The following is a 17002-nucleotide window of genomic DNA, read 5'->3' as shown; positions in this document are numbered from 1 at the left end:
TGCGTGCAGCGCGGAGGGCTCCGTTGATCCAAGTCAACGGTCAACTGTTATGACGATCGACGTCCGCGTCGGTCTTGCCCGCAACGCGACATGCCTCGTCAGGCGGGCCGTTGCGCTTCGCCGGTATGATCGTCCCCGAGAACGCTGTCGAGCGAACGCAGCCACTGGCCGCTGTCGGTCTTGTCGGCCAAACCCTCAGCTCGGAGCAGATCGCGCAGCTGCGCATGCGCACCGACGATACAGAATGTGATGCTGCGCGGCGCGAGCTCGTCATGGAGGTCGCGCAGCATGCGGGCACCGGCGAGGTCGATATAGGGCGAGGCCGACAGATCGCAGGCAACCAGCCGGATGCCCGGCGATCGCCGCAACGCAATCAGGACGGTATCGAGGATGGTCTCGGCGTTGATATAGAGCAGCGAGGCCTCGGGGCGGAATGCGATGATTCCGACCAGCGGCTCGACATCCTGGTGCCTCGCGCTGTCGGAATAGCGCCCGCTACCGGGTAGACGGCCGAGAAACGCCACGTTCGGCTGCGAGGCCCGCGCGAGCAGCAGGACAATCGACGCAATCGAAGCCAGCAGGACGCCCTGGAGAATGCCGAGCAGCAACACCGAAACCAGCGCGATCGCCGCGGCATAGAAATCGATCCGGCTGACCTGCCACATCCGCATCAGCGCGCGGATATCGACCAGCCTGTACACGGCGGCAAAGACAATGGCCGCGAGCACCGCCTTGGGAAGATTGGTCAGCAACCCCGTGAAGAACAGAAGGCACAGCCCGAGCGTCACCGAGCAGATCACCAGCGCCAGCGGCGTCCGCGCGCCGGCACTGTCGTTGACGGCCGATTGCGACAAGCCGCCGGCGACGGGATAGCCATGGCCAAAGGCGGCCGCGAGGTTCGCAGCGCCCAGCCCCAAAAATTCCTGCCGCACGTCGAGGGGATAGCCGTGCTTCGCGGCAAAGCTGCGGGCGGCCGAGACACCTTCTATGTAGGCCAGCAGCACGCATCCGGCGGCGAGCGGAAAGAGATCGTCGAACTCCAGCAGCCCGAATGTCGGCATCCCCACTGCCGGCAGCCCCTCCGGTATCTTCCCGGTAACGGGCACACCCATGGCCGGAAAGCCCAGAACCGTTGCCACCACAATTGCAAGCGCCACGATGCTGATTCCGACCGGCTTGCCCGGCAGCAATCTTTCGCCGAGCAGGAGCAGCAACAGCGCGATCGCGCCAATCGCCAGCACCAGCGCATCGATATGCCCGAGCTGCCCCATCAGCTTGAAAGCGCGGTCGAAGAAATTGTGGCCGCCGCCGGCAACGCCCAGCAGGCTCGGCAACTGGCTCAGGATGATGGTGAGCCCGGCGCCAGCCTTGAAGCCGACCAGGATGCTGTCGCTGACGAGACGGACCAGCACGCTGAGCTTGAACAGCCAGGCGATGAAGCACAGCACCGCCACAGCAAACGCGGCAAGACTTGCGATCTGCGCATAGCGCACCGCATCGCCGCCGGCGAGCGCGCCGACGGTGGCGGCAATCATCAGGGAAATCGCCGACGTCGGGCCAATTGCGAGCTGTCGCGACGAGCCGAGCAAGGCATAGCCGATCCCGCCGAGCATGTAGCCGTAGACGCCGACCTGCGGCGCCAGGCCGGCCAGCGCCGCATAGGCGAGCGAGACCGGGATGGCGTAGGCCGCCAGCGTGATGCCCGCGACCGCGTCAGACGATAGCCAACGTCGTTCATAGGCCGCGAGCCAGGCAGACGGCGGGAAGAATCGTATCCATCCCGGCTCGGATGATGTGTTCATGCAGATGCCTCATGATGGATGACCGCACAGCGCAGCGACACGATGAGCAGCTGTCGGGTCTGCTGCATCGATCCATAGGGGTTTCCGGTCATCGGGAAAGATTGATCTGGATCAAGCAAACTTCTCCTGCCGCAACTCAAATCCGCCGGGCTGAAGGAGGTTTGTGATGCGCTGTGTCCCGACGGCAATCCTCCGATCACTTGCAACCGCCCTGCTCGTTCTCGGCGGATTGTCCGCGCCGGTGCGCGCCGAGAACGACGTCCGCATCCAGGAGGAGATCTGGGCGCTGCCGCTGCCGCTGCCCATGTTCGCCTATCTGGTGCGCCCGGTCGGCGACGGCCCCTTCCCGCTCGTGATCATGAACCACGGCGTGTCGCTCAATCCGACCGATCGCAGCTTCTTTCCGCTCGTGGAATTCCGTGACGCCGCAAAGTGGTTCGCCAAGCGCGGCTATCTCGTGGTGGCGCCGGTGGGCTCCGGCTATGGCGCCGCCGCCATCGACATTCCCGCGCGCGCGATCTACGGCCCCTTCTTCTCCAAGATCGGCAAATGCACGAATCCCAACTTCCACGACGCGGGGCTTGCGGTGGCGCAGGTCGATCTCTGGATCATCGACTACCTCGCCGCTGAAAAGCGCATCGTCCCGAAGGACGTGATCGTGGTCGGGCAGTCCGCCGGCGGCTGGGCCTCGATCGCGCTGTCGAGCGTAAACCCGCCGCAGGTCAAAGCCGTCATCACATTCGCAGCCGGTCGCGGTGGCCGGGTCGGCGGCAAGCCCAACAACAATTGCGCACCCGACAGGCTGGTGGAGGCCACCGCGGATTTTGGCCGCACCTCGCGGGTGCCGATGCTGTGGATCTACATCGAGAACGACACGTTCTTTGGCCCCGATCTGTCGAAGCGCATGTACGCGGCCTTCACCGCGGCCGGCGGCCGGGCCGAATATCATCTGATGCCGCCGTTCGGCAACGAGGGGCATTTCTTCATCGGCTCGCTGGATGCGATCCCGCTCTGGTCACCGCTGGTGACCAAATTCCTCGACGCGCAGAAACCGGATTGGGCCGCATCGAAGGCCGCGCAGGTCGACAAATCCACCGAGGTCGCGACCCGCGGCCAACGTGAGGCCAAGGACATCACCTATAGCGACTGGCAGAAGCTCTGCTTCAAGGCGGGTGGCGCGCCGACGCTGTGCCGGACCTCCATCACCGGCAAATTCCCGACCGGCCAGACTGCCGTACGTGTGGACCTGATCGAGCGCGAAGGCACGTCCACGGCACGGCTGCAACTGTTCGTGCCCGTTGGCATGTATCTGCAACAGCCGGCCAAGCTGACTGTCGATCAGGGCAGCGCCTTTCGCATCCCCTATACCTGGTGCCTGACCAACGCGTGCATTGCAGCCGATGTCGCATCGCCCGAGATCGTCCAGCAGATGGAAGCGGGCAAGGTGCTGGCGCTCGAGGTCGTCGACTCCAACCTGCTGGCAATGACGACATCGATTCCGCTGGCGCAATTCGCATCTGTCCACAGGGGCGCACCGGCGCAGACGCTGGAGCAATATGTCGATGAATGAACAGCCTGGCCCCGCTACGCGGCCGATGCGCGCGTCACCGACTCGATCAGCGACTGCGCCGTGAACGGTTTGGTCAGGTAGGCGACGCAGCCCGACGTAATCGCAGCGACGCGGTTCGCAGCGCTGTCACTGCCGGTAATGAAGATCACCGGTACAGTGACGCCATCCTCTGCCAGTCTCCGTCGCAAATCGATGCCGGAATTTCCGTCGAGATTGATATCGATGACGATGCAGATCGCGCTGTCGAAGCTGCCGTAATCAAGCAACGCACTCGCGGACTCGAACAGAGTCGTGACGAAGCCATATTCGCGCAGCAGCCGGCTCATGCTGGTCCGGACGGACGGATCATCATCGACGATGAAAACGGACTGGCGCGTTGTCACGGCGTCGACCTTTCGGGCGGCATCGGCGCTGATGGCACGGCCGGACACATCCGACAGGCCCGACCATCGATTCGCGCAGCAGACAAAACGCCACATCTGCCGCACATGCATGGCATCACCACGTTGACAGATTTCATATTGTCCCTTGGGGCAGTGCCATCATGGAAACGTGCATTCTGACAAAGCGATCAATCGCCGTTCGAATCGAGCATTCCGAGCCGCTCCGCGATCGAAACGAGCTCCGCAAGTGAATGAACCTGCATCTTCTCCATCACCTGATGGCGATGGGCTTTCACCGTGCGCTCGGTGGTGCCGAGCTCATAGGCGATTTGCTTGTTGATCCTGCCGCGGACGATCAGTTCGAATACCTGGCGCTCGCGCTGCGTCAGCGTCGCGAGGTGCGCGCGGAACGTCTCGAGCCTGTCGCGCTGCACGCGCGCGGTGCGCTGCCGTGCCAGCGCGCGCTCGATCGCATCGAGCAGCAGCTCCGACGAGATCGGCTTGGTCAAAAAATCCTCGGCGCCGGCCTTGATGGCCCGCACCGTGGTCGGCGTGTCCGCGTGTCCGGTCAGGAAGACGATGGGCAATGTCGACCCCCGCTCGATCAGGCGGCTCTGCAAATCGGGACCGCTCAGCCCCGGTATCCGCACGTCGAGTAAAATGCATCCCGGCTGGTGGTCGTCCAGTGCTGCGTCGAGCAGGTCCTGCGCCGATGCGTAGGTCGCGACCTCATAGCCGGCAAGCTTCAACCTGCGCTCGATCGCGGTGCGGAACGAAGCATCGTCGTCGACCACATGGACAAGGCCCGGCACTCTTCACCTCTCACGAAATCCAGAAAACATCGATTCAGGTTTCTAAACCAAGCGGCGCCGCCGCCCAATGGTTCGAAAAGCGAAATATGTGCTTCGCAATGGGACAGATGCCGGAACGCATTGCGCACTTCTCAATCCGCGCTTCAATCACAGCAAGTAAACGCCCGTCCTCCCCTTGGTACAATGAACCTTGGGACAATGGATTGGAACACTGCGTTAGTCGTAAATCAACCTCGGCGGGAATGAGACGGCGCGGCACATGTCCCGCTGCGAGAGATTTTGTCCGACAGACCAATTCGGCGATGAGCTGAGGAGTTGGCCTATGTTCGTTCGCATCACGACGGATAGCGCGCTCCGTCCCAATTCCCTCCGTGACCTCGGCATGACCAGCGCTTCAAATGCGCTCGTCAGTTTAAGCGAATTTTCCTACAGAAAAGGCGCCGAGATCTACGGCGAGAAAGAGCCCGCCGAGTACGTCTATCAGGTCAAGTCTGGTGCAGTGCGAAGCTACAAGCTGCTGTCGGATGGCCGCCGGCAGATCGGCGCCTTCCATCTGATCGGCGACATCTTCGGTCTCGAGAACGGCGATGAGCACCGGTTCACGACCGAAGCGATCGTCGATACCACGGTTCGTCTGATCCGACAGCAAAGCCTCGAAGTCGTGGCCCAGAGCGATGCGATGGTGGCCAGAAACCTGCTCAGCATGACCACCAACAACCTCCAGCACGCGGAAGACCACATGCTGTTGCTCGGCCGCAAGACGTCGCTGGAGCGCGTCGCGGCCTTCCTGCTCGAGATGGACAAGCGCCTGACCGCAGCGGGCGTCATGGCGCTGCCGATGTCGCGGCGCGACATCGCCGATTATCTCGGTCTGACGCTGGAAACCGTCTCGCGCGCCCTGTCGCGGCTGCATGAGCTCGGCATCCTCGGCTTCATTGGCAACACCCAGCGCCAGATCGTGCTCCTGGACCGGGAGCAGCTTGCGGGCCTCGACCTCCAGTCCTGAGCGGCCCAAGGCCCGCGTGGTGGCACAAACTGCACATCACACCGGCTCTATCGCATGATACCGTCGGTCCATGTCGAACGAGCTCGCCTTCCGGATCGCGATCATTGTCATTGGTACGCTGCCGGTCGCGCTCACGGCCGCTGTGCTTTTCCTGCGGTGAATCGGGTTCGGGTTCCGTCGTCCATCAGGTCCGGGGCTTCCCGGGCACCTCGATGGCATCGAGATGTTCGAGCGTCTTGCGCAAGACCTCGAACAGGATGGCGGCCGACCAGCCGAACAGCAGGATTCCGTTCATCGCCGTCAGCGGCCCGATCAGCCGCCATTCGCCCACCGGGGTGATGTCGCCATAGCCGAGCGTGGTGTAGTTGACGAAGGCGAAATAGAGCAGGTCGCTGCCCGGGGGTGCCGCCTGGATGATGCCGTAGGTCCAGGCCCAGACCAGGATCTCCAGCGTGTGCGCGACCATGAGCGCCGCCGCTGTCGCAATCATCACGCCCATCAGATGCAGTCGCGGCGTTTCGGTCAGCCGCAAGCTGGCGGCCCGCGCGATCGATATGGCGACGACGGTCGCCATCGCATGGATTCCGATGTCGATCGCGCTGACCAGCGCGCCGACGAGGAATTGAAGAACCATCAGGTGCCGTCGCTTCCATCAATACCGGTCAACGCCAAGGTGCGCCGCAACATCCCGGAGAGTATCGGCATCGTCATATCCGGATGATGCGGAGCCTTGACGCAGATCAAGGATAGCATGCGGAGGTCCGCCAGCATCGATCCGTCGCCGCTCCCTGCGCGCCGACCGGAGTTGCAACCATGCAGGCTGTTTCCGTCGAAGAAGCCGTTGCGATGATCCCGGCAGGTGCCAGTGTCATGGTCGGCGGCTTCATGGGCGTGGGAACGCCGGAGCGGCTGCTCGACGAAGTCGTCCGGCAGAAGAAGAGCGGGCTGGCCGTGATCTGCAATGACGCGGCGACGCCGGGCAAGGGCGTCGGCAAATTGTTCGATGCGGCGCTGGTCGCGAGGCTGACCGCAACGCATATCGGGCTCAATCCGAAAGCACAGCAGCAGATGCTGGCGAACCAGATCAACGTCGATCTGGTGCCGCAGGGCACTTTCGTCGAGCGCATCCGCGCCGGCGGCTGCGGCCTCGGCGGCGTGCTGACGCCCACCGGCGTCGGGACCCTCGTTGCGGAAGGCAAGCGCCTGATCGAGGTCGACGGCAAGCCTTTCCTGCTGGAGACCGCCATCCGCGCGCAATTCGCGCTGGTGCACGCCTTCCTCGCCGATTACCTCGGCAACCTCACCTACGCGCTCACCGCGCGCAATTTCAATCCGATCATGGCGATGGCGGCCGACACCGTGATCGTCACGGCCGAGCACATCGTGCCGGTCGGCGTCATCGCGCCCGATCATGTCGTCACGCCGGCGCCGCTGGTCGACTATCTCATTACGAACGGGTGAGATCCATGGACCCGCAGATCATCATCGCCCGGCGCGTCGCCCAGGAATTGAAGAGCGGCAATCTCGTCAATCTCGGCATCGGCATTCCGACGCTGGTCGCGAACTACGTCCCGGCCGACCTCAAGGTGTTCTTCCAGTCCGAGAACGGGCTGATCGGCACCGGGCCGATTCCGGAGCAGGGTATGGCCCATCCGCTGCTCACCGACGCCGGCGGCCGGCCGATCAGCGCGCTGCCGGGCGCAGCCACCTTCGACAGCGCGATGTCGTTCGGCCTGATCCGCGGCGGCCATGTCGACGTCACGGTGCTCGGCGGCCTCCAGGTCGACGCGCATGGCCTGCTCGCCAACTGGATGATCCCCGGCAAGATGGTGCCGGGCATGGGCGGCGCCATGGATCTCGTCAGCGGCGCCAGGCGCGTCATCGTCGCGATGCAGCACGCCGCCAAGGGCAAGTCCAAGATCGTCGCCCAATGCACACTGCCGCTGACCTCAGTGCGACCGGTGAGCCTGGTCGTCACCGACATGGCCGTGATCGGCTTTTCCGACGGCCGGGCGACGCTGCTGGAGACCGCACCCGGCGTCACGGTCGGGGAAGTCTTGGCGGTGACCGAAGCCGAGCTTGTGCTTCCCGATTCCGTGCCGGAGATGAAGCTCTAACGGAGGCTGCTGCACGGCCGCCGAGAAAAATCCAAAACAACCCCATGCACAGTAGCCCTAGGTCTGGAGTCATTTGCGTTTCTCAATCAGCGAAATTTCAGTCAACGAAATCGTTTGCTCCGTCGGGCAAAACACTGGCATGATGCCATGATCAGCCCCACGCGTTCGAGCCTGCCAGTCGCGACTGCGCGTGGTCAGAGTCCTCATCGGAAGGACCAGCCACATGAGCAAGATAACGAATTTGGTTCTCCTCTCGTCCATGGTCTGGTTGACCTTGAGTGCGAGTGGACCGGCGCAAGCCCAGCAAAGCAGCATGAGTTTCTTCATCACCAGTGTCGGGCTCGGGAAGGGCGGCGACCTCGGTGGGCTCGATGGTGCGGATCGACACTGCCAGAGCCTCGCCCAGGCCGCAGGCGCGGGTGGCAAAACCTGGCGCGCCTACCTCTCGACGCAGGGCCCTGGCGCGATCAATGCCAAGGACCGAATTGGCAACGGTCCCTGGTTCAACGCCAAAGGTATCCAGATCGCGGCAAACGTGGCCGACCTGCACGGCGACAGCAACAAGATCAACAAAGAGACCGGCCTCGACGAGAAGGGCATGACGGTCAAGGGCCGCACCGATACCCCCAATCAACATGACATGCTCACCGGCACGCAGCACGATGGCACGGCTATCCCGGGGGCCGACGCGACTTGCGGTAACTGGACCAGCAGCACTGACGGCCAGGGCAGCGCGATCGTCGGACACCATGACTTGATCGGCAACACTCAGGGTCCCAATTTCTGGAACTATTCGCACAAGACGCCGGGTTGTTCACCGGCGAATTTGCAGCGCGTCGGCGGTGCGGGATTGTTTTATTGCTTCGCCGCCAACTGAGCGACAATGCGGCCATTTGTTTTCTGAGCGGGGGAATCAAAGCGCAGAGATTTTAGCGCCCGTCGTTGCCTTTTCGGAATCGGTTTTTGCTATCGTTAATTCACCGTCGCTGCGGAGATTGCGATGTCGGCAGACGAAACCAGGGATCACTCCCACGCTCAGTCGGGTGAGGTGCTCGACTTCCAGTCTCACCGGATTGATGTCATCGCGCAGACCCAAGCGGCGGCGTCCGGGATCCCCGCGAGCCTCTACGTTCGGCTCATCCTGCTGGCTCAGCGGGCGGAAACGATTTGGGGTAACGAGACAGCGGACGTCAGACGGGAGGAGCTCGGACTGCTCGACATCCGTGATCGGAGCGGCGCCCAGATTCCGTCAGCCTCAGAAAACATTAGTCTGCTCGATCTCGATCGCGACTTCGTTGCCTCTCGCCTGGCCAGCTTGGCCGCGAAAGAGGATTTGCAAAGCCGCGGAGCGCCAGAGCTGGACGCCAAGGCCGCCCTTACGTGGGATGACATCGAAGCCACGATCTCCTGCGTAAAGGATTGGGGCGCGTTCGTCGAAGCTGTGCGCGTTTGTGGACGTTCGGCCGCGACGGAAAAATAGTCGACGCTTGTCTCCGTGCCGTTGGGGACGGGGCCTACCCTGCCTATCGCTGTAGTGTCCTTGCGACACGAACACTCATGTAATGCATCCGATTTGATGGGCCGAACCAGATGCGCGCCGCGGCGCGACGGGTTTGCGCCGCTCGACTGAGCGAGCCGCCGCGCAGGACGTGTCGGCTGCAATCATCTTCTATCCATGCCGAGCCGTCCGTCGGTGCGCCCTGGTAAGTGTCGTGCCAGCAATCCTCCACCCAGTCGTAGACTCGACCATGGACTTCGTAGACCCCCCATGGGTTAGGAAGCGACGTTTCGAAAGCGGACATCGTTGGCGGCGGAGAGCTCGTCCCGGCGAGTTGGCGTTCCTCGACCTGGTCAATGGCGAAGGAATCCCCCCACCAGAAGGGGGTCGTCGTCCCGGCGCGGGCGACGTACTCTCGCTCCGATTCACTCAACAACCGATATGGCCTTCCGGTCGCGCGCGACAGCCATTCAACGTACTCTTTGGCTTCGATCCATTGAATATTGGTGACGGGTTTCCATCCGTTGCTCGCTGTCGCATCGGAAGGTCGAAAGCTGCAGCCCTTCCCAATGACGCAGGCGTTCCACTCATCAAGAGAAACGGGAAAGCGTCCGACTGCAAATCTCGAAAACGTCACCTGGTGTTGCGGCCGTTCGTCCGCCGTGCTCCCTGATTCGTCCGCGCTTGCGCCCATGGTGAAGCTGCCGCCGGGGACGACAATCATCGCTGGACAGCGATCACACTCTTTAAAGGGATCAAGAGGCAGTAATGCTTTTTCTTCAGATCGCGATAGCGGCCGCAGGAGCCGCAAATCCAGGGCCGATGCGCCCTTGTCGGTCAAGGTCGGGAGCGCCTGCATGGATTGATCCGACGTTTGTGCTCCGACGCTCGCCACGTGCACCTGGATCATCAGGGGCGCAAGCAAGACAAGCAATCGTGGAGCAAATCCATTCATGCAGAGCTATCTTTTGATCAAAAGCGCAAACAGCTTGCGGCGTCTTCAATGAACGCCGATTAATTCGCGCACCATACATTCCGTTTGTTTCAGGCTGACTGCGTATGCCAACAAGATGGCTTCGTTGCTAAGCTGAATTGCTTCGCGGCTTGAATAAATGAAATATCGTCACGAGTGATAAGAAGTACGGCAGCTGACGATTTGACGTCGTTTTCGCCTAAACTGAGATTTTCACGTCGGATGGTACAACATGCCCAGATGAAAATCACCAAGCATTGCGTCAAACCCAAAGTCATTGCGGACGCGATCAATCGCGTCAGGCAGTTCTTTTGCGAGTGATCTCGCCGGGTACACGCCCTAGTCGATGATGTGATATCCGCCGTCGATATAGAGCACGCTGCCGGTGATCAGCTTGGCGCCGTCGAGTGCGAGGAATGCGGTGGCGTTGCCGACATCGTCGATGCTGACGAGGCTGCGCGCCGGCGCCTTCGACTGCGCCTTGTCCATGAGCTCGTCGAACTCGGGAATGCCTGACGCCGCGCGTGTCGCCAGCGGTCCCGGCGAAATCGCGTGCACGCGGATACCCTTCGGACCGAGCTCGGCGGCGGCATAGCGGACGGAGGCCTCGAGTGCCGCCTTGGCGACGCCCATGATGTTGTAATTGTCCACCACCATCTGGCTGCCATAGTAGGTCATGGTGAACAGGGTGCCGCCGTTCTTCATCAGCGGCTCGGCAAGATGGGCCATGCGCAGGAACGACCAGCAGGAGACGTCCATGGTCTTGAGGAAGCCGTCGCGGCCGACGTCAACGACGCGGCCGTGCAAGGCTTCTTTGGGCGAGAACGCGATCGAGTGCAGCAGGAAGTCGAGCTGTCCCCACTCCGCCGTGATGCGTTCGAACACCGCCTCGGTCTGGCCGTCGACCATCACGTCCAGCGGCATGAAGATCGGCGCCTCCAGCGCCTGTGCCAATGGCTCGACATGCTTCCTGGCGCGGTCGTTGAGATAGGTGACGGCGAGATCGGCGCCGAGCGCGCGAAACGCCCGCGCGCAGCCCCAAGCGATCGACTGGTCGTTGGCAATGCCGACGACGAGGCCTTTCTTGCCCTTGAGGGCGACCTTGCTGTCCGGAAAGACGGGGATCATGACACCCTCTCAGCTCTGGTGTTGTGCGATTGGCCGTTCATCAGCAGCGCCAGCGTGTGCTGCGCGATCATCAACTCTTCGTCGGTCGGCACGACGTAGACGGGAATCGCGCTCTCGGGGCGCGAGATCAGCCGCGCGTGCCGCGCGTTCTCGGTCGCATCGAGCGCAGCACCAAGCCATCCGAGTTGCGCGACGACACGGGCGCGGATGGCGGCGGAGTTCTCGCCGATGCCAGCCGTGAAGACGAAGGCGTCGAGGCCCTGCAAGGCGGCGGCAAGCAGGCCGGCGTTGAGACTGATGCGGTAGACGAAATAGTCGATCGCGAGCCTGGCTTGCGGATCCGTGCTCGCTTCCAGCTCCCGCATGTCGTTGCTCACGCCGGAAAGTCCCTTCAAGCCGCATTCGCGGTAGAGGAAGTCCTGAACCTTGGCGGCCGACATGCCCTTCTCGGAGACGAGATAGAGCACCACGCCGGGGTCGATCTGCCCCGGGCGCGTGCCCATCGGCAGGCCATCGAGCGCGGTGAAACCCATGGTGCTCTCGACGCTGCGGCCGTCTTTCAGCGCGCACATCGAGGCGCCGCTGCCGAGATGCGCGACGATCACGCGGCCCTTCGCCACATCAGGCGCGACGGCGGGCAACGTCTTGGCGATGTATTCGTAGGACAGGCCGTGAAAGCCGTAGCGCCGCACGCCCTCGGCATAGAGCTGGTGCGGAATGGCGTAGTGGTCGGCCACCGCATCATGGGTGCGATGGAACGCGGTATCGAAGCAGGCGACCTGGGGCAGCGTCGGGAAATTTTCGAGCAGCGAACGGATCGGCGCCAAATTGTGCGGCTGATGCAACGGCGCCAGCGTGACGAGGCGTTCGAGGCGGCAGACGACACCGTGGTCGATCAGGACCGGCCGGTCGTAGTCGGGCCCGCCATGCACGACGCGGTGGCCGACGGCGATGGGCAAGACCCTGACCTCATGCCGCAACCAGTCGCCGGCAACGGCCATTGCAGCGGGAACGTCAGGCACGGCCTCGATCGGATAGGCGCGATCGGCCAGCGGATCGCCGCTCGCGCCGCTCGCCCGCAGCCGCGGCCTGGAGCCGATGCCATCCATCTGGCCCTTGATCTGGCGGCGAAGCACGCCCTCGCCTTCGACCGAATAGACCTGGAACTTGACGCTTGAAGAACCGGCATTGACGACGAGGATCGTGTCCATGGCGATCACGCCGCGACTGTCGGCGCGCTCTGGCGCCGGGCGTGAGCGTAGAGCGCGGCGACCGCGCAGGAGGCCATGCGCGCCCGCGGCGAATCCGCGCGCGAGGTCAGCACCACCGGCACCCGCGCGCCGAGCACGATGCCCGCGCCATCGGCCTTGGCGAAATAAGCGAGGTTCTTGGCGAGCATGTTGCCGGACTCGAGGTCCGGAACCATCAGGATCTGGGCGCGGCCCGCGACCTCGGATGCGATGCCCTTGATCCGCGCCGCCTCGGGGTCGATGGCATTGTCGAAGGCCAGCGGTCCGTCGAGCACACCGCCGGTGATCTGGCCGCGGTCGGCCATCTTGCACAGCGCCGCCGCTTCGATCGTGGAGGGAATTTTTGACGTCACCGTCTCGACGGCCGACAGGATCGCCACCCGCGGCGCCTTGCCGAATCCGGCCTGGTTGTAGAGATCGATCGCGTTCTGGATGATGTCGCGCTTGGCGTCGAGATCCGGAAAGATGTTGATCGCGGCATCCGTGACGAAAATGGTCTCGGCATAGGCCGGCACGTCCATGACGAAGACATGGCTGATGCGACGATCGGTGCGCAGCCCGCCGGTCTTGGCCGTGACGGCCCGCATCAGCTCGTCGGTGTGGAGGCTGCCCTTCATCAGGAGCTCGCCCCTGGCGGAATGGATCAGCTCGACGCCCTTGGCCGCGGCGTCGTCGCTATGCGCGGCATCGACGATCTCGAAGCCGGAGACGTCGAGATCGAACATCGCGGCAATGTCCCTGATCCGGCTCTCGGGTCCGACCAGGATCGGCCGGATGATGCCGGCGCTCGCGCTATCGACGGCGCCGCGCAGCGAAGTCTCGTCGCAGGGATGCACAACGACGGTCGGCGTCGGCGGCGCAGCCCGGGCCGCCGCGATCAGGCGGTCATATTTGCTGCCGGAATGCGCCTGCGTCGCCTCAGTCGACATCGTGTCGCTCCCGCTCCCGCCAATCCGCGTTACGACGCCCTTGCCTGCGGGTCGAAAGGGGCGACATTCGACGTCCACTCTCCTTCCCCGTCCAGACCGAACAGTTCGGCGACGCGCTTCAGGCGGTTGGCGCGCTCGCCGCTGATGTCCTCGCTCGCCGACAGCACCTCGCGCATGGCCGCGAACGCCGCGCGCTTCTGATTGAGATCGTTCGGCAGCATGGTCGGAATGGTGGCAAGCGCCGCCTCCCGGTCCAGCAGCAGCATGAAGAACTGCTCGCGCACCAGCATCTTGAATTCGGCGAGCGTCAGCCGCTCACCGGGATGATCGCGCCGGATCTGCCGCAGCGCCTCGATGCTCCGTTCGTCCACCATGCCGCGCGCCGAGCCGACATAGAGCAGCGCGCGAATAGCCGCTTCGCGCAGACCGCCCTCGTCGATCTTCGACTTCAACTCCGCGACCCGCCTGTCGAGCATGGCGCGGTGCTCCGCCGACATCTCGCGGCGGCGCGACGGCGCGGAGCTCGGATCGATGCCGACCGCGGCCTGAAGCACCGGCGAGCCATAGACATTCAGGAAGATCGTCTCGCTCAGCCTCTCCTGTGCGTCGCGCCAGCTATCCAGCGCGTGCACGATCTGCTTCGACATCTGCTCCTGGAACGCCAGGAACGGATTGTCCTTCGAGACCGGCCTGCGATTGTCCTCGACCCGATCGGCGGCCGACCTGACCGAGGACATCAAGGGGTTCTTGCTGCTGAAGGCTTCGTACTGAAGTCGCAGCGGATGCATGTTGCGCGCCCAGTTCGCCACCTGCGGCGTCACCATCCTTTTGACCCAGGGCTGCACGAATTTCTGATAGGCCGCGAGATTGAGCTCCGAGACGCGCTTGGCTGCCGCAAACCGCCGCTCGTCTTCGGGCGAATTGCCGCCGATGGCGCGGATATCGTCGAGCGTACGCGCCTCGCAGCGCATCACCCACTGGCCTGCCGCGAGATCGGCATTGAGCGTCTCGTTACCACGAGCCTCGAAGGTCGCTTCATAGAGCCCGGGCGGCAGCACGTCGATCAGGTCGATATTGCTGGAGAACTCCGCATGCTCCTTCCTGGCCACCCCGCCGGACACGAAGATGCCGAGATGGCCGATGCTGTCGTGAACGGTGTAGACGATGGTCTGGCCATAGGCCCTGATCTCGTCGACATCGGCATAGCAGTCGAGGATCCAGTCCAGCGCCTGCTGTGGCGGGGTGACGTTGTCGCCCTTGGAGCAGAACACCAGGATCGGCGAACGGATGTTGCGCAGATCGACCTTCTGGCCGTCGGACATCTCGATCCGGCCGGCGGCGAGATTGTTGCCGATGAACAGCTCATCGACGATGAACTGGATCTCCTCGGCATTGAGATTGACGTGCCCGCCCCACCAGCGCTCGAAATCGAGGTAGCGCTCGGCCTCGGTGTCGACCTTGGAATAGACGTTATATTGCTTGGTCCAGAGCGTGTTCGACGGATTCTGGTTCTCGAAGTTCTGCACCAGCCAGGCACCGTCGAACTTGCCGGCGCCGAGGTCACTCGTGAGCGCCGTGAGCCAGCTTCCGCCCAACAGGCCGCCCGAATAGCGCATCGGATATTGGCCGTGCACGCCTGCCCAATAGGCAAGCGGTGCGCCGGCGATGATCAGCGGCCCGAACAGCTCCGGCCGCAGCGAGGCCAGGATCATGACGGCCCAGCCGGCCTGGCAATTGCCGATCACACAAGGCTTTCCGTCGGCATCGGGATGGCGGCTGATGACGGTCTCGATGAATTTCGCTTCGGCCCGCGCGATCCGCTCGATGGTCTGGCCCGGCACCGGCTCCGGCAGGAACCCGATGAAATAGCAGGGATGTCCGGCCTTCATCGCAACGCCGATTTCGCTGTCCGCCTTGAAGCCGCCGATGCCCGGACCGTGGCCGGCGCGCGGATCGACCACGACGAAGGGCCGCCGGCCCATGTCGATCTCGACGTCCTTCGGCGGAATGATCCGCACCAGCGCGTAATTGACCGGCTCCTCCAGCGTGCGGCCGTCGGTGATCAATTCGGCGGCATATTGCAGCACATGCGGCGCGGTCTGGGCGACATGCTCGCGATATTGATCGCCGCGCTGACGCATGATGTCTAAAAACAGCACGCTGCGCTGTCCGGCATCGACCATGTATTCGACGGCGGAAGCCACCAGTCCCGACAGGGGGCCGTCGAGCAGTTTCACATTGTCCATCGGCATGTCCGACCTCGCTGTCGCGCGAGGCCATTCAAGGCACGCTGCAATCGCCAACGTTGATTTAGGTCAACGGTTGGCGACAACGTTCGCGGCGCTGTCGGTTCGGATCCAGGCCGCCGCGAGTTCCCAGGCAACCGCCAGGATGATCGGCCCGATGAAGAGGCCGATGATGCCGTGCGCCAGCGTGCCGCCAATCACGCCGATCAGGATGACCAGCGTTGGCGTGGTGAGGCCGCGCCCCATCACGAGGGGCTTGAGGATGTTGTCGAGGAGGCCGACGATGACGAGGAAGACCGTCAGGAGCAGCGCGGTGGTGACGTCCTTGTCCATCCAGATCCAGATCACGACCGGGACAAGGACGATGGCGGGGCCGATCTGCACGATCGACAGCAACAGCACGATGATTGCGAGCAGGCCCGCGCTCGGAATGGCGGCAAGCTTGAAGCCGATGCCGGCGAGTAGCGCCTGGATGATGGCAACACCGATCACGCCCTGCGACACCGCCCGGATCGTCGCACCCGCAAGCGCGAGAAAATGCTCGCTCTGCTCCGGCACGATGCGGAACAGGAAGCCGCGGACCGCGGCCGTGAGCTGCGGCCCGTGGGGAAACAGGAATCCGGCAACCAGGACCGACAGCAGAAACTGGAGCGTGCCGACCCCGGCACTGCCGGCGAACGAGAGCATGACGCCGGCGAGCGGCTTCAGATAGGGCGTCACCTCGCGCAACACGGCGCGAATGTTGGTGTAGGCCAGATTCCAGAGATCGTAGAGCTGCGGCCCGATCAGGGGCCAGCTCCTGATCTGCTCGGGGGCGGCCTGAAGCACGAGATCGCCGGTGCCGATCTGGCTTGCGAGGTCCCTGATGCCTTCGACGGCGCTCAAGCCGAGCCATGCCGCCGGACCGATGACGATGCCGAGCATGATCAAGGTGAGGATGGTCGCAGCCATCCGCGGGCGGCCGCCGAGACGTTTGGCGAGCCAGCCGAAGACCGGATAGAACGCCACCGCCAGCACCCCGCTCCAGGTCAGGATCGGCACGAAGGGGCGGATGATCAGGAACGTCCACACGATCAGCAGCGCCAGCAATCCGAGCCGGATCACGAGCTGGATCACTTTCTCCGCGGAGACAAGCTGGCGAAGGGTGTTCAAGGCGGCGCCTCTTGCTGGAGCAGCGACACGGGATCAGCGTAGCGGCTCCGGTCGCGCGGCGATCTTGATCCAGATCAAACGGCGCGCGGAGGCAGGCGGCCTGATCGGCTCGCCAAGGTGGCAGTTCGGCAGCGCT

The 17002-nt window shown here is 63.6% G+C and carries 16 protein-coding genes and 1 pseudogene; 7 read left to right on the top strand and 10 right to left on the bottom strand.

Translation table 11 applies throughout. The features are described from left to right. Window positions 1-98: 98 nt before the first annotated feature. A complete protein-coding gene (locus IC761_RS10225) occupies window positions 99-1802 on the bottom strand; it encodes a SulP family inorganic anion transporter (protein WP_195803119.1) in 1704 nt (567 codons plus the stop codon). Between the two features lie 166 nt (window positions 1803-1968). Here IC761_RS10225 and IC761_RS10220 point away from each other — a divergent pair. After that, window positions 1969-2853 (top strand): annotated as a pseudogene (locus tag IC761_RS10220) (alpha/beta hydrolase family protein); the annotation flags it as partial. Then, the gene (locus IC761_RS35820; protein WP_246791560.1) at window positions 2827-3372 is read left to right on the top strand and encodes an invasion associated locus B family protein; all 546 of its coding nucleotides are present in this window, start codon (window positions 2827-2829) and stop codon (window positions 3370-3372) included. The pseudogene IC761_RS10220 and the gene IC761_RS35820, both read left to right, overlap by 27 nt. 14 nt (window positions 3373-3386) lie before the next feature. On the opposite strand, the gene IC761_RS10215 is transcribed toward IC761_RS35820, so the two are convergent. After that, on the bottom strand, window positions 3387-3866 hold the full coding sequence (locus IC761_RS10215; protein WP_368367104.1) for a response regulator transcription factor: 480 nt from the start codon (window positions 3864-3866) through the stop codon (window positions 3387-3389). 77 nt (window positions 3867-3943) lie between these two features. Beyond that, window positions 3944-4567 (bottom strand): response regulator transcription factor, encoded by a 624-nt coding sequence (locus tag IC761_RS10210; RefSeq protein ID WP_195803118.1) that lies wholly within the window; start codon window positions 4565-4567, stop codon window positions 3944-3946. Between the two features lie 322 nt (window positions 4568-4889). Between IC761_RS10210 and IC761_RS10205 the strand changes: the two genes are divergently transcribed. Further along, on the top strand, window positions 4890-5573 hold the full coding sequence (locus IC761_RS10205; protein WP_195803117.1) for a helix-turn-helix domain-containing protein: 684 nt from the start codon (window positions 4890-4892) through the stop codon (window positions 5571-5573). A 184-nt stretch (window positions 5574-5757) separates the two neighbouring features. Here IC761_RS10205 and IC761_RS10200 read toward each other — a convergent pair whose 3' ends face one another. Then, window positions 5758-6207, bottom strand: a complete 450-nt coding sequence (locus IC761_RS10200) for a potassium channel family protein (RefSeq protein ID WP_195803116.1) — start codon at window positions 6205-6207, stop codon at window positions 5758-5760. 179 nt (window positions 6208-6386) lie between these two features. Here IC761_RS10200 and IC761_RS10195 point away from each other — a divergent pair, with 179 nt between their 5' ends. From IC761_RS10195 to IC761_RS10180, 4 genes are all read left to right on the top strand, one after another. Beyond that, on the top strand, window positions 6387-7034 hold the full coding sequence (locus IC761_RS10195) for a CoA transferase subunit A (protein WP_195803115.1): 648 nt from the start codon (window positions 6387-6389) through the stop codon (window positions 7032-7034). 5 nt (window positions 7035-7039) lie between these two features. Then, entirely contained in the window at window positions 7040-7690 is a 651-nt protein-coding gene (locus tag IC761_RS10190; RefSeq protein WP_195803114.1) for a 3-oxoacid CoA-transferase subunit B, read from the top strand. 223 nt (window positions 7691-7913) lie between these two features. After that, entirely contained in the window at window positions 7914-8567 is a 654-nt protein-coding gene (locus tag IC761_RS10185) for a hypothetical protein (RefSeq protein ID WP_195803113.1), read from the top strand. 123 nt (window positions 8568-8690) lie between these two features. Further along, a complete protein-coding gene (locus IC761_RS10180; RefSeq protein WP_195803112.1) occupies window positions 8691-9170 on the top strand; it encodes a hypothetical protein in 480 nt (159 codons plus the stop codon). A 43-nt stretch (window positions 9171-9213) separates the two neighbouring features. Here IC761_RS10180 and IC761_RS10175 read toward each other — a convergent pair whose 3' ends face one another. From IC761_RS10175 to IC761_RS10150, 6 genes are all read right to left on the bottom strand, one after another. Next, window positions 9214-10143, bottom strand: a complete 930-nt coding sequence (locus tag IC761_RS10175; protein WP_195803111.1) for a formylglycine-generating enzyme family protein — start codon at window positions 10141-10143, stop codon at window positions 9214-9216. A gap of 357 nt (window positions 10144-10500) precedes the next feature. After that, a complete protein-coding gene (fabI, locus tag IC761_RS10170) occupies window positions 10501-11289 on the bottom strand; it encodes an enoyl-ACP reductase FabI (protein WP_195803110.1) in 789 nt (262 codons plus the stop codon). Then, complete coding sequence (locus IC761_RS10165; RefSeq protein WP_195803109.1) at window positions 11286-12500, bottom strand: acetate/propionate family kinase; 1215 nt, start codon at window positions 12498-12500, stop codon at window positions 11286-11288. Before IC761_RS10165 ends, fabI begins: the two co-directional genes overlap by 4 nt. Window positions 12501-12505: 5 nt before the next feature. After that, on the bottom strand, window positions 12506-13468 hold the full coding sequence (locus tag IC761_RS10160; RefSeq protein ID WP_195803108.1) for a phosphate acetyltransferase: 963 nt from the start codon (window positions 13466-13468) through the stop codon (window positions 12506-12508). 29 nt (window positions 13469-13497) lie between these two features. Further along, a complete protein-coding gene (locus IC761_RS10155; protein ID WP_438265101.1) occupies window positions 13498-15714 on the bottom strand; it encodes a DUF3141 domain-containing protein in 2217 nt (738 codons plus the stop codon). 69 nt (window positions 15715-15783) lie between these two features. Next, complete coding sequence (locus IC761_RS10150) at window positions 15784-16866, bottom strand: AI-2E family transporter (protein WP_195803106.1); 1083 nt, start codon at window positions 16864-16866, stop codon at window positions 15784-15786. Window positions 16867-17002 lie beyond the last annotated feature (136 nt).

This window comes from Bradyrhizobium commune (genome assembly GCF_015624505.1).
GTDB classification, from domain to species: domain Bacteria; phylum Pseudomonadota; class Alphaproteobacteria; order Rhizobiales; family Xanthobacteraceae; genus Bradyrhizobium; species Bradyrhizobium commune.
Note: the sequence above shows the minus strand (reverse complement) of the source record. Positions and strands in the feature narration are given on the sequence as shown.